A 13,105-nucleotide genomic window follows, 5' to 3' on the forward strand; every position below is an offset into this window, starting at 1 on the left:
TTGTGCACGATTTCCCGCGGTGACCGCGGGTTTTCGTGCACAAATCGCCGGGGATGGAACCGTTGTCGGTTGCGGCGCGTCTGACTTAAGTGTGCTGGAGGACTATCTTCGGGACCACGACGGGGTCATCACGCTCGCTCAGGCACGCGCCGCAGGCCTGAGCGACGACGCCGTACACAGGCGAGTCCGCTCTGGGCGATGGCTTCGGTGCTCGCCGGGTGTCTTCTTCGTCGACGACCGCGCTTTTACCGACGCGGCACGTATACGTGCAGCGGTTTGGTCCCATGGACCGCTGGCAGTGGCCAGCGGGTTGAGCGCCGCGTGGTGGCACGGACTGACCAAGTTCGCACCGGACGTCGTCGACGTGACAGTGCCGCGGGTCAGCAACCATCGACGGCGGCCGGACATCCGCAGTCGGCGACGCGACTTGACGCCGCAGGACATCGTCGAACGGAAAGGCTTGCGGGTCACCGCGCTTCCGCTGACGGTGGTCGAAGCAGCGATCCGGCGCCGTGGCGGTGCGAAGCTGATGGATGCGGCGCTGCAGCAACATGTCGAACTGGCGCAGCTGTGGCGAGCACACCTGCGCAACAAGGGCCGCCATGGCTCCCCGGCCGCCAGACGCCTACTGCAGGCCGCATCGGATGGCGCACGGTCGGAAGCCGAGCGACTCCTGGTGAAACTGCTGCGGGAGGCGGGAATCACCGGATGGCAGACGAACTATCCGGTCGGCGGATACAAAGTCGACATAGCGTTCCTGGACCCGAAGGTCGCCATCGAAGTCGACGGCTGGGCGTTCCACAGCGATTCGGAGACGTTCGTCAAGGATCGCCAACGCCAGAACACGATCTCCCTGCTCGGGTGGAAAGTGCTGCGCTTCACGTGGCTGGACCTCACGCAGTACCCCAACCGCGTCATCGCCGAGATCAAGTTCGCGACCGGGTGGTGATCACCGGTTAACCGAGCATGCGCCGCCACACCCGCCCGTAGGAGTACCGGGCGGTGACCGAACCGAACCGCACCCGGCCGCGCACGACGAGGTGCAGCTGCGCCGAGCGCGGACCGTAGGGCACCTTCAAGGTGGCGCTTCCGCCGAAAGTGTCGACGCCGTTGAGATCGGCCGTGGCGCCGTCGGGCAGGATCAGCTCGGTCGAGCTGAAATAGTCGTCGATGTCCAGCACGACGGACGGGCTCGGCAACGTGGCGCTGGTGAAATCCAGCGTGGTGTCGCACATCCGGGTGTGCAGGCGCAGATGCGAGGGCACCGTCCACTGTCCGCGGCGGGTGATCGTCGACATCCGGCCCCGCACCACCTCACCGCTGCCGGGCGGCGCCGACGGCGACTGCGGCAGGTCGGCCAGCACCGCACCCAACTCACCGCGGGTGCGGGCGGTCAGCACCGTGTCGAGCCGCTCGCTGAACTCGTCGAGCGTGAGCAGGCCCTGGCCGACAGCATGCTCGAGCAGTTGGCGCGCGTGGGCACGGTCGGCGTCGGACACACGCAGGTTCGCGTCACCGGAGTCCATGCCTCGAGGGTAGGCGCTGGCGCAGATGGTGCCCCAACAGCGACAACCCTGCGACCGCCAGGATCGCCCAGCTGCCCAGCCCGATCCAGAAGACCACGTGTGAAATCGGCGACAGCACAAGCCAACCGGTTTCTTCAGAGGTGGTGTCGGTGGCCACCGAATACATGCCGAGCGGGAACACCATCGCCCACCACACCCCGGCGAAGCGCAGGACGCCCGGGCGCCGGATGTGGCGCAGGCCGAAGTACAGCAACGGCGGGATCCATGTGGTTGCCGCCACCCAGGTCCCGACGGTAACCAGGCGCGCGGCCTCGGCCAGCCACCCGGTGACGTCGTGATGGATGCGGTCGCCCGCCAGGGTCGCGATGGCCAGCCCACCCATCAGGATCCACGCGTCGGGCTCGAACCCACCGGGATCGAGCCGGGCGGCGAACGCGCGGGCCAGGATCAGCGCCGTCATCACGAAATACACCAGCAGCGCGAGCACCCACATCGCCGCGGCGACGTGCAGCAACGCAGGCCAACCGGTGTAGCGCGCCAGCGCGATGATCACCAACACCAGCCCGGATGTGCCGACGCTGGGCAACTCCCATGCCCCACGCGCACTTTCACGGAGCTCATGCCACCGCGGCCTCACGAAGTTGCGCACCAGCAGCACGGCCAGCACCAGCCACGCCGTCGTCGCCAGCACGCCGAGCGTCCACAGCACACCGGGTAGCGACGTGAACCTGGTGTCGAGCACCGCGCACGCCGCCACGAACGTGAACAGCCGGATCGTCACATCGGGGTCGGTGACGTCCGGCGGATCGCTGGGCCACCGCATCGCCGCCACCCCGACCAAGATCACCAGCCCGACGGCGGCCAGCACGCCCAGCCCGCCGCTGATCCTGGGGTAGCCGTGGTCGTCCGCAGCGATCGACACGATGCCGGTCGCCATGACGGCGGCGAACGCATCGGGCTTCACACCTGCAGCTCGACCACCAGATGCCGGATGCCGGTGTGCCGGTTGCTGCGTGTCCACTCCACGGGTTTGACCAGCCGCGCCGACGAGAATCGGGTCAGCAGCTCCTCGAACAGCACCCGAAGCTCCAAACGGGCCAGGTTCGCCCCGAGGCAGTAGTGCACGCCGTGCCCGAACCCCAAGTGCGGGTTGGGTTTGCGGGTGATGTCGAAGGTGTCCGGTTCGGCGAACACCGTCGCGTCGCGGTTGGCCGAACCTTCCCAGACCTGCACCTTCTGCCCGGCGCGGACGTGGCAGCGCGCCAGTTCGACGTCGCGGGTGGCGGTACGCCGCTTCGACGGCGACGGCGACGTCCAGCGCACCATTTCCTCGACGGCGGTGGGCAGCTGATCCAGATCGGTGCGCAGCGCCGCCAGTTGGTCGGGATGCTCGATCAACGCGAGCAACCCACCTGCCACGGCGTTGCGGGTGGTCTCGGCTCCGGCGCTGAACAGCAGGCTGAAGAACAGGTACAGCTCCAGCTCCGACAAGCCGTCCTCGAGGGTGGCGTTGGCCACGACGGACAACATGTCGTCGGTCGGCTCGGCGCGCTTGGCCGCGATCAACTCCTGGCCGTAGGCATACATCCTGGCCCCGGCTTCCTCCACCGACATCGGCCCGACCTGGCCCAGCTGCGCTCTGCGAGCGTCGCCGAAGTCGAACTGCGGCTCGATGGCGTGGAACAACCAATGCCGTTCGGACTCAGGAACTCCCAACAGGATGCAGATCATCTGCATCGGCAGTTCGGCGGCGATGTCGACAAGGAAGTCGAACGGCTCCCCCGGCACCACGGCGTCCAGCAGCCGCCGGGCCCTGGCGCGTAGGTCGTCCTCGACGCGGCGGATCATCCGCGGGGTCAGACCCGAGCTGACCAGCCGCCGGATCTCGGAGTGGCGCGGGTCGTCCATCATGTTGAGCACCTGCCCGGCGACCGACAGGTCCTGCAGCAGCGTGCCGCCGTACGGTCGCTGCCCACCGGTCACCGACGAATAGGTCGCCGGATCACGCAGCACGGCAAGGGTTTCGGCGTGGGTGGCCACCGACCAGAAGCCCTCGCCGTCGGGGGTGTGCTCGGTGGGTTCATGCCAGTACACCGGCGCCTCACGCCGATGCAGCACGAACAGCTCGTGCGGAAAACCGTCGGCGAAGTTGTCCAGATCGGTGAAGTCGATCCGGGCCAGCTCCGCTAACGAGGTCACAGGATGGCACCCGAGGTGTACTTGGCCGCTTCGGGATAGCGGCTGACCAACTCGTCGACGGCCTCGACGACCCGGTCCACCTGGTCACCGGCCGCACCGGTGAAGGCCTGCTTGTCGGCCAGCGCCGCGTCGAGCGCGGGCCGGTCCAGCGGCAGCCGCGTATCGGCGGCGAGCCGGTCGAGCAGGTCGGGCTCAAAACCCTTCTCCCGCATGGCGAGCGCGACGGCCACCGCGTGCTCCTTGATCACCTCGTGAGCGGCTTCGCGGCCCATACCCGCGCGCACCGCGGCGATCAGGATCCGGGTGGTGGCCAAAAACGGTAGGTAGCGGTCGAGTTCACGCTGGATCACGGCCGGATACGCGCCGAACTCATCGAGCACGGTCAGGAACGTCTCGGTCTGTCCGTCGATCGCGAAGAACGCGTCGGGCAGCGCCACCCGCCGCACCACCGAGCAGAACACGTCGCCCTCATTCCATTGCGCGCCTGCGAGTTCCGCGGCCATCGACGCGTAGCCACGCAACACCACCTGCAGCCCGTTGACGCGCTCACACGAGCGGGTGTTCATCTTGTGCGGCATGGCCGACGAGCCGACCTGCCCCGGGGCGAACCCTTCGGTCACCAACTCGTGGCCGGCCATCAACCGGATGGTGTGCGCCAACGAGGACGGGCCGGCACCCACCTGAACCAGCGCCGAGACCACGTCGTGGTCCAGCGACCGCGGATACACCTGCCCGACGCTGCTGAAAATCTCGGTGAAGCCCAGGAATTCGGCAACCCGGCGTTCCAGGTCGGCCAGCCGGGCAGTGTCTCCGCCGAACAGGTCGAGCATGTCTTGTGCGGTGCCCATCGGGCCTTTGATTCCGCGCAGCGGGTAGCGGTCGATCAGCGAACGCAGCCGTTGCAGCGCGATCAGCATCTCTTCGGCGGCCGAGGCGAACCGCTTGCCGAGCGTGGTGGCCTGCGCTGCGACGTTGTGGCTGCGGCCGGCCATCACCAGGTCGCGGTAGCTGATCGCCCGCTCGGCCAGCCGGGCCACCACGGCGACGCCATGGGAGTGCACGAGTTCCATCGACCGGCGGATCTGCAGCTGCTCGACGTTCTCGGTGAGGTCGCGGCTCGTCATGCCCTTGTGCACGTGCTCGTGGCCGGCCAGCGCGTTGAACTCCTCGATGCGCGCCTTGACGTCGTGGCGCAGCACCCGTTCGCGCGCCGCGATCGAGGACAGGTCGACGTCGTCGAGCACCCGCTCGTAGTCGGCGAGCACCGAGGAGGGCACGTTTACGCCCAGCTCTATCTGCGCGCGCAGCACCGCCAGCCACAGCCGACGCTCCGCGACGATCTTGGCCTCGGGTGACCAGATGGCCGCCATCTCCTCGCTGGCGTAGCGGTTCGCCAACACATTGGGGATCGTCACAGCCACACAGCTTACGGGCCACCGCGCGGGCCCAGACCTAGTCCGGCGCGTCGGCCAGAGGCGTCTCGTCGAACAGGGCCGCGTCGCGGACACCGATCCGACGGTTGATCACCATCGTGACGAAGAACAACACGATCCCGACCGCGACCAGCGCCAACGCGACAATGTACTGCTGGACGGGCCGACCCGACAGCGGGGTCACGAGATACAGCGACACGATGAACCCGATCACCGGCAGCACCGTCGGCGTACGGAAATGTCGGCCGCCCGCGCGCACATCGCGCCGCAGCACCAGCACGGCGACGTTGACCATCGCGAACACCGCGAGCAGCAACAGCGACGTGGTGCCGCCGAGCACCGCGATGGCGTTCGAGCTGGCGAACACCGACACGTAGAGGATGAGCCCGAACGCGATCAACGTGGTGAACACGATCGCCACCCATGGCGTGCGGGTGCGCGGATGGACAGTGCCCAGCACCGGTGGCAAAACGTGTTGGCGCGCCATGCCGTAGATCAACCTGCTGGCCATCAGCATATTGATCAACGCGGTGTTGGAGACTGCGAACATCGAGATGAACGGGAAGATCTCTTCGATCGGCAGGCTGGGCGCGCCGGTCTTGACCACCTCCACCAGCGGGGTGTCGCTGGCGGCCAGCGTGCCGATCGGCACCAGCGCCACCGCGACGATCGACACCAGGATGTAGACGACCCCGGCGATCGCCAGACCCGAAAGCAGCACCTTGGGAAAGGTGTTCACCGGATCCTTGGTTTCCTCGGCCATGTTCACCGAGTCCTCGAATCCGACCATCGCAAAGAAGGCCAGTGACGTCGCGGCGGTCACGGCCATGAACGTGTTCTTTTCCGACGCGGTCTCGAACGCCACCACCCGGCCGAAGTCGACGTCGATCCCGCGGGTGAAGGCCCACAACCCGACGAAGAGCACCAGCATCAGGCCGGTCGCCTCGATGATCGTCAGCACGACATTGAGTTTCACGCTCTCGCCGACACCGCGCAGGTTGACCATCGCCAGCAGCGCCATGAACAGCAGTGCGAGGACGGCGATTCCGAACTTGCTCCAACCCAGCCCGAACCCGGTGTCGAAGTTGGCGGCGAAAAAGCGCGATGCGGTGGACGCCGACGTGATGCCGGAGCACATCACCACAAAGGCCACCAGGAACGTGACGAACTGGATACCGAACGCCTTGTGCACGTAGAGCGCAGCACCCGCGGCTTGCGGATACTTCGTCACCAGTTCCAGGTAGCTGAATGCGGTGACGGTCGCGATCAGAAACGCGATCAGGAACGGAAGCCACGCCGCCCCACCGACTTCGGCCGCGACGTCGCCCGTCAGCGCGTAGACGCCGGTGCCGAGGATGTCGCCGACGATGAAGAGCAGCAACAGGCCGGGGCCCAGCACCCGTCGTAGTTCTGGCTCCTGCTTCGCGGTGGCGGGAGTGCCCATCGCCTTTCCTGGGCCCGCCGCTACGCGATTCGCTCGTCGACCGGCGCCAGCACATCGATGACGTCGATGAGCGTGGCGCGTGCCGATGCGCGTGGACCGTCGCCGTCGCCGACAAGCGCGGCCACCACCGCACCGTCGACGGCGTTGACCAACGCCGTCAGGTACTCGGACCGCACCGACCGCCCGGAGCGCTCGATCACCTCGACGACGGCGTCGGTGCGTTGGCGCAGGATCTGCCGCTGGATGTCGCGCAGCATCGGTTGGCGCGCACATGCGATGTAGCGCTCGTACCGCGAGATCAACTGTTCGCTGCCGCCCTGCCCGACGGCGTCGTCGACCAACAGGTCGACCAGGATGGCGGCCGTCGACTCGGCGCCGCGCCGCCGCCGCGGCAGCATCGCCACCCGCGCCCGCAGTTGTTCGGTTTCGCGTTCACCGACGTGTTCGACGGCCTTGGCGATGAGGTCGTCCAGCGAGGAGAAGTAGTACGTCGTCGACGCCAACGGCAGCCCGGCGCGACGGGCCACCGCGCGGTGCCGGACCGCGTCGAAGCCGCCTTCGCACAGCAGATCGGCAGCCGCGCTGACCAGCGCGCACCGCCGCCGTTCTCCCTTAGGAGTGACTGCTGCCGTCACCTCTAGCATGCTGCCAGCCGGGCGGGTCTCCCATTGCGCTTTCGGCCAATCAACAGGCTTTACTCAGAAACTCGCGGCGATGGCATGATGGCCGCCATGTCCGAACTGAGCCGGCGCGCGCTGCTGCGTCTGGGCGTCAGTGTGACGGGTGTGGCCGCCGGGATGGCAGTGTTTCGCACGGCGCCCACCGCCACCGCGGCACCGACCTACGTCGAGGGGTCGTTCGTCTCGGCAGCGCGCGGCGGCGTGACGACCAATTGGGCGATCGCCCGCCCGCCGGGGCAGACCGGCCCGCTGCGTCCGGTCATCGCGCTGCACGGCAAAGGCAGCGACGCCGCCACCGTCATGGCCGGCGGTGTCGAACAAGGTCTGGCCCAGGCGGTGGCGGCGGGCCTGCCGCCGTTCGCGGTCGTCGCTGTCGACGGCGGCGGGAGCTACTGGCACAAGCGCGCATCCGGTGAGGACTCCGGCGCCATGGTGCTCGACGAGCTCATCCCGATGCTGGGCGAGCACGACCTCGACACCTCGCGGGTGGCGTTCCTCGGCTGGTCGATGGGCGGCTACGGTGCGCTTCTGCTCGGGGCGCGGCTGGGATCGGCCCGCACGGCGGCCATCTGCGCGGTGAGCCCGGCGCTGTGGACCTCCTCGGCCGCGACGGCTCCCGGCGCCTTCGACGGCGCCGACGACTACGCGGCCAACAGCGTGTGGGGACTACCTGAGCTCGGCCGCATTCCGATCCGGATCGACTGCGGCACCGGCGATCCCTTCTATGCCGCGACCAAACAGTTCATCGCCCAACTACCCAACCCGCCCGCCGGCGGCTTCTCGCCCGGCGGACACGACGGCGGGTTTTGGAGTTCGCAGTTGCCCGCCGAGCTGACCTGGATCGCACCGCTGCTGACCGCCTGACCGCCTTTCGACGGCGAGCCCAGCTCACCGTCAAAGGACGATGCGACCGTCGACCGCGGCCAACCCGATATCACGACGAAAATGGCTGCCGGGCAACCGAATCGACTCGATCAACGCGTACGCGGCCGCGCGGGCCTCGGCGAGGTCGGAACCGGTGCCCACCACCGACAGCACCCGGCCGCCGCACGACACGATCGCGCCGTCCTCGCGGCGGACGGTGCCTGCGTGCAGCACACCCTCGACCTCGCACCCTGCGATGACGTCACCGAGCCGGGGGCGGCTCGGATAGTTCTCAGCGGCCAGCACGACGGTCACCGCGGCGCCGTCGCTCCAGCGCAGCGGAGGCACCTCGGCCAGCGTGCCGGTCGCCGCGGCGTAGCACAGCTGACCGACCGGGCTGTCGAGCAGCGCCAGTATGGACTGCGTCTCGGGATCGCCGAAGCGGCAGTTGAATTCGATGACGGCCGGCCCGTTCGAGGTGATGGCCAGCCCGGCGTAGAGCAGCCCGGAGAAAGGGCTGTCGCGGCGAACGAGTTCGGCCGCAACGGGTTTGACGACCTCGTCGACGATGCGGTCGACCGCTTCGGCCGGCAGCCACGGCAGCGGCGCGTATGCGCCCATCCCGCCCGTGTTGGGCCCGGTGTCGTTGTTGCCGACGCGCTTAAAGTCCTGGGCCGCCAGCAGCGGCACCACCGTCTCCCCGTCCACGATGCAGAACAGCGACACCTCCGGGCCGTCCAGAAACGACTCGAGCAGCACCGGATGCCCGGCGTCGAGCAGGCTGGCGGCGTGCGCGCGGGCCACGTCGCGGTCGGTGGTCACCACCACGCCCTTGCCCGCGGCAAGCCCGTCGTCCTTGACCACCCACGCCGACTCGCCGCTCGACGGCCCGAAGCGGTCCAGCGCCGCGTCCAACCGCGCCGGGTTGTCGACGATCTCGCTGCGCGAGGTGCGCACCCCGGCGGCGGCCATCACGTCTTTGGCGAACGACTTGGAGCCCTCGATGCGCGCGGCCGCCTTGCTGGGTCCGAAACAGGCGATACCCGCCTCGCGCACGGCGTCGGCGACGCCGAGCACCAACGGCACCTCCGGGCCGATGATCACCAGATCGGCGCCGAACTGCTTGGCCAACGTGGCGACGGCCTCGCCGGAGGTGATGTCGACGTCGTGTTGTTCGGCGAGGGCTGCGGTGCCGGCGTTTCCGGGGGCGATGGCCATGGCCTCGACCTCCGGGTCGCGGCGCAGGGCGAGCAGCAACGCATGTTCACGGGCTCCGGAGCCGATTACCAGGACACGCACAGCGCCAACTCTAAACAATTTCACCTGGCCATACACTTGACACCGGGGTGTATGGTCGAAATATGACGCAGAGCACCTGCCCGTTCTCGCCGGGATGGGACTTCACCGACCCCGACCTGCTGCTCAAGGGCATACCCGTCGCCGAGTTCGCCGAGCTGCGCAAAACCGCCCCGGTGTGGTGGAACGAGCAGGCGGAATCGATCTTCGACGACGGCGGCTACTGGGTGATCAGCCGCCACGAGGACATCAAGGCGATCTCCCGCGACGGCGATCGGTGGTCGACCAACCGCAAGGGTGTCGTGATGCGGCTGCCCGAGGGCACCGACGCCGAGCAGCTCGAGCTGACCAAGGCGCTGCTGATCAACCACGACGCCCCCGAGCACACCCGGCTGCGCAAGATCGTGTCGCGGCTGTTCACCCCGCGGGCGGTGGCCGGGCTGGAAGAGAAGCTCGCCAACGCGGCACGCGAAATCGTGGCCGCGGCAAAGGGTAAGGAAAGCGGCAACTTCGTCGACGACATCGCGATGAGGCTGCCGCTGCAGGCCATCGCTGATCTGATCGGTGTCCCCGAGGTCGACCGGCAGAAGCTGTTCGAGTGGACCAACTCGATCATGAACACCGACGATCCGGACTACGCAAGCGATTACGCGGCGGCCAACGCCGAGCTGATGGGTTACGCCTACGCCATGGCCGAGGAGCGTCGTCGCTGCCCGGCCGACGACATCGTCACCCGGCTGGTGGAGGCGGACATGAATGGGGAAGCCGGTGAGGGCCTCCAGGACGTCGAGTTCGCGTTCTTCGTCATCCTGCTGGCGGTTGCGGGTAACGAGACGACACGCAACGCGATGACCCACGGCATGAACGCGTTCTTCGAGAACCCCGACCAGTGGGAGCTCTACAAGCGTGAGCGCCCCGCGACCGCCGCGGACGAGATCGTGCGTTGGGCCACGCCCGTGCACTGCTTTCAGCGAACGGCGTTGGTGGACACCGAACTCGGTGGCGTCACGATCCGCGAAGGCCAGCGCGCGGGGCTGTTCTACAGCTCGGCCAACTACGACGAGGCGGTGTTCGAGTCGCCCTTCCAGTTCAACATCAGCCGTGACCCCAACCCGCACCTGGGCTTCGGCGGCAACGGCGCGCATTACTGCATCGGGGCGAACCTGGCCCGCATGGAGATCAACCTGATCTTCAACGAAATCGCCGAGCAGATTCCTGACATCGCCAAACTGTCTGAACCACAACGTCTTCGGTCCGGGTGGATCAACGGGGTCAAGGATCTGCAGGTGTCCTACTCAGGTTGATCCGGCTGGCTGAGTAGGATTTTCGCTGTGCGCACCCACGGTTGGTCCGGTTCGACGCCAGCGACCGATGACGAGGCCATCGAGCGCATCCTCGATGCCGCAGGCAAGGCCATCGACGCGCGCGGCGCCGAGTTCTCCATCGCCGACGTGGCCCGCACGCTCGGGGTGACCCGGCAGACGGTGTACCGGTATTTCCCCAGCACCGACGCCCTGCTGCAGGCCTCGGCGCAGCGCGCGGCCACCGATTTTCTCGACCGGCTGGCCGACCACCTGCAGGGGCTGACCGACCCGCGAGAGGCGGTCACCGAGGGTATCGCCACCGCGCTGGAGTGGATCCCCAAGGACAAGCACATCGGCCTGCTGCTGATGCCGGGCAAGGCCAACACCTTCAGCCAGACGGTGACATCCGACGTGGCGTTGCAGTTCGCCGACTCGCTGCTGCACCGTTTCGACGTCGACTGGTCCGGGCTCGGCTTCGCCGAGAACGACCTCGAGGAGTTGGCCGAGCACCTGCTGAGGATCATCCAGTCGTTCGTCATCGACCCGGGCCGCCCGCCGCGACAGGGCCTCGAACTGCGCGACTACCTGCGCCGCTGGGTCGGGGCTGCCCTACCGACGCGCTGAATTGCCGCGCGGTGCACGGGCCGGCCGGCCATAGACTTGTCGCCATGGGTGCCCTGGATGGCTTTCTGACGACGTGGTCGCACGCCCGCGCCACGTTCGGCGAGGGAAGTCCGCAGGCCGGCGCCGGGTTCGACGAAAGCGCGCGGCTGCGGACGCTGCAGGGCGACGTGGAATCGGCCGCGCCCACCTCCGAGTGGACCGGTGCGTCCGCCGACACCTACGCGGACGAAAACCTCCGCCACGCGCACACTCTCGGCGCGATCGCCGAGCTGGATCAGCGGCTGGCCGCCGAGGTCGACCGCTCCGCAGCCGTCGTCGCGGCCGGCCGCCGCGAACTGGACGCGGTCAGACAGTGGGTGCTCGACGCCGCAGCTGTCGCGCCCAGCGAGCAGATGGTCTGGCCGGTGGTCAGCAAAGGCGCCGGCGAGGTCGCGGAAATCGTCGAACGCTCGCACGGTGACCTGTCCGCGATCGCCGAACGGATTCGTGCGCTCGGAGGTGAGTACGGAGAGCTGGGCCGGCCCAAAGAGTACGGCGACGTGAGCCTTCTGGGCGACGGTGACGACAACGGTGGCACGAAGGTTCCCGAGACCGCGCTCGATCTCGCCGACATCGTGCAGCTGGCACCGTTCGACCCGGACGACGAAAGCACCTACGGGCCACCCGGGTACAAGGAACTGGTGCCCGGATCGGGAACCTGGATACCCGATCCGGACAGCCGGCTGTATCGGCCGAGCCCGCCCGAGGCGCCACTTGACCTCAACAAAATCGTGCAGCTGGCACCATACGAGCCGGGTAACGAAGAAACATACGGGCCACCCGGATACATGGAACTGGTGCCCGGGTCCGGAACCTGGGTGCCCGACCCGAGCAGCCCCATCTCCCTCAAGGGCCCGCCCGAGGCCCCGGTGGACCTCAACGACATAGTCGATCGCGGTCCCGGCAGCCTCGGGCAGCCGTGGGAGGTCGAACTCGTCCCGGGCTCGGGCGTGTGGGTGCCCGATCCGAACTACAACCCTTCTTGGTAGCGGGTCACCGGCCCCGTACCGCGGCGACGGCCTTGACCAGAAGATCGGGAAGCACTGGCTCTGTGGGGAACTCAGGGTTGACCCGCGCCCGGACCTGGGCAAAGACGCGGCTGTCCAGGATCGCGACATAGAAGTACTCGGTGTACTGGAACCCGTCGGTAGCGACCTTGATGGCGCTGGTCGCGGCGCCGTCGATACCGGGCGCGGTCAGCGGTGTGGCGGTACCGACCGTGTGGACGCCGCTTTCGACTTCGAACGCCACCCGCTCACAGCCCGTGGAGGGTAGGCCTGCGGGGACCGTGACCGGGTCCGTCACGCTGACGGTGATGACTTGCCGGTCCGGCCCTTCGGCGCCGACGCCGATTTTGTTCGCGCCCACCTGACCTCGGACCGGCTCGAGCAGTGCGCGGCAGTGTGGCGGCTCGACCGTGAACGGTCGGCCGTAGCCCATGGTGTCGCCAACGAGCGCTGCCTGTTGGGCGGTCTGCCGCTCCGGCACCGAGAGCCCTTCGGGTTCGAAGCCCGGCGGAAAGTCGCCGCGGATCTCGTTGAGGCGCGAAAGGTCGATGTCGGCGGCGGGTTCTTGCACCGACGTCTCCGCCGTCCGCGCCGTCTCTGACGGCCCGGACGGCTCGGACGAGGGCGCACAACCGCCCACTACGGCGCACGACCACACCAGGAGTGCCACGGCGCCTCGGTGCCAATGC

The 13,105-nt window shown here is 68.1% G+C and carries 13 protein-coding genes; 5 read left to right on the forward strand and 8 right to left on the reverse strand.

Going from position 1 to position 13,105, the window contains the following annotated elements; translation table 11 throughout:
• Positions 1–91: 91 nt before the first annotated feature.
• Positions 92–949, forward strand: a complete 858-nt coding sequence (locus ABQE93_RS12680; protein ID WP_448407514.1) for a PDDEXK-like endonuclease domain-containing protein — start codon at positions 92–94, stop codon at positions 947–949.
• 7 nt (positions 950–956) lie between these two features.
• On the opposite strand, the gene ABQE93_RS12685 is transcribed toward ABQE93_RS12680, so the two are convergent.
• Genes ABQE93_RS12685 through ABQE93_RS12710 form a run of 6 tightly spaced genes read right to left on the reverse strand, consistent with a single transcriptional unit; the run spans position 957 to position 7,246 of the window.
• Complete coding sequence (locus ABQE93_RS12685; RefSeq protein WP_448407513.1) at positions 957–1,526, reverse strand: DUF1707 SHOCT-like domain-containing protein; 570 nt, start codon at positions 1,524–1,526, stop codon at positions 957–959.
• Positions 1,513–2,490 carry a tellurite resistance/C4-dicarboxylate transporter family protein gene (locus tag ABQE93_RS12690; protein WP_448407512.1) on the reverse strand — a complete coding sequence of 326 codons (978 nt, stop codon included), beginning with the start codon at positions 2,488–2,490 and terminating at the stop codon, positions 1,513–1,515. The genes ABQE93_RS12685 and ABQE93_RS12690 overlap by 14 nt, the downstream gene beginning before the upstream one ends.
• A complete protein-coding gene (locus ABQE93_RS12695; protein ID WP_448407511.1) occupies positions 2,487–3,725 on the reverse strand; it encodes a cytochrome P450 in 1,239 nt (412 codons plus the stop codon). The genes ABQE93_RS12690 and ABQE93_RS12695 overlap by 4 nt, the downstream gene beginning before the upstream one ends.
• The gene (gene purB, locus ABQE93_RS12700; protein ID WP_448407509.1) at positions 3,722–5,140 is read right to left on the reverse strand and encodes an adenylosuccinate lyase; all 1,419 of its coding nucleotides are present in this window, start codon (positions 5,138–5,140) and stop codon (positions 3,722–3,724) included. Before purB ends, ABQE93_RS12695 begins: the two co-directional genes overlap by 4 nt.
• Before the next feature lie 37 nt (positions 5,141–5,177).
• Complete coding sequence (locus tag ABQE93_RS12705; RefSeq protein ID WP_448407508.1) at positions 5,178–6,602, reverse strand: APC family permease; 1,425 nt, start codon at positions 6,600–6,602, stop codon at positions 5,178–5,180.
• Positions 6,603–6,622: 20 nt separating this feature from the next.
• Positions 6,623–7,246, reverse strand: a complete 624-nt coding sequence (locus tag ABQE93_RS12710) for a TetR/AcrR family transcriptional regulator (protein ID WP_448393595.1) — start codon at positions 7,244–7,246, stop codon at positions 6,623–6,625.
• Positions 7,247–7,324: 78 nt separating this feature from the next.
• On the opposite strand from ABQE93_RS12710, the gene ABQE93_RS12715 reads away from it, so the two are divergent.
• Positions 7,325–8,146, forward strand: a complete 822-nt coding sequence (locus tag ABQE93_RS12715) for an alpha/beta hydrolase (RefSeq protein ID WP_448407507.1) — start codon at positions 7,325–7,327, stop codon at positions 8,144–8,146.
• Positions 8,147–8,176: 30 nt separating this feature from the next.
• On the opposite strand, the gene purD is transcribed toward ABQE93_RS12715, so the two are convergent.
• Positions 8,177–9,445, reverse strand: a complete 1,269-nt coding sequence (gene purD, locus ABQE93_RS12720) for a phosphoribosylamine--glycine ligase (RefSeq protein WP_448407506.1) — start codon at positions 9,443–9,445, stop codon at positions 8,177–8,179.
• Between the two features lie 62 nt (positions 9,446–9,507).
• On the opposite strand from purD, the gene ABQE93_RS12725 reads away from it, so the two are divergent.
• Genes ABQE93_RS12725 through ABQE93_RS12735 form a run of 3 tightly spaced genes read left to right on the forward strand, consistent with a single transcriptional unit; the run spans position 9,508 to position 12,398 of the window.
• Complete coding sequence (locus ABQE93_RS12725) at positions 9,508–10,746, forward strand: cytochrome P450 (RefSeq protein ID WP_448407504.1); 1,239 nt, start codon at positions 9,508–9,510, stop codon at positions 10,744–10,746.
• 27 nt (positions 10,747–10,773) lie between these two features.
• Positions 10,774–11,370: a TetR/AcrR family transcriptional regulator gene (locus ABQE93_RS12730; protein WP_448407502.1), complete on the forward strand. Its 597-nt coding sequence runs from the start codon at positions 10,774–10,776 to the stop codon at positions 11,368–11,370.
• 44 nt (positions 11,371–11,414) lie between these two features.
• Entirely contained in the window at positions 11,415–12,398 is a 984-nt protein-coding gene (locus tag ABQE93_RS12735; protein WP_448407501.1) for an EspA/EspE family type VII secretion system effector, read from the forward strand.
• Positions 12,399–12,402: 4 nt separating this feature from the next.
• Here ABQE93_RS12735 and ABQE93_RS12740 read toward each other — a convergent pair whose 3' ends face one another.
• Positions 12,403–12,987, reverse strand: a complete 585-nt coding sequence (locus tag ABQE93_RS12740) for a DUF5642 family protein (RefSeq protein WP_448412391.1) — start codon at positions 12,985–12,987, stop codon at positions 12,403–12,405.
• Positions 12,988–13,105: the final 118 nt, after the last annotated feature.

The organism is Mycolicibacterium sp. XJ662 (assembly GCF_053484035.1).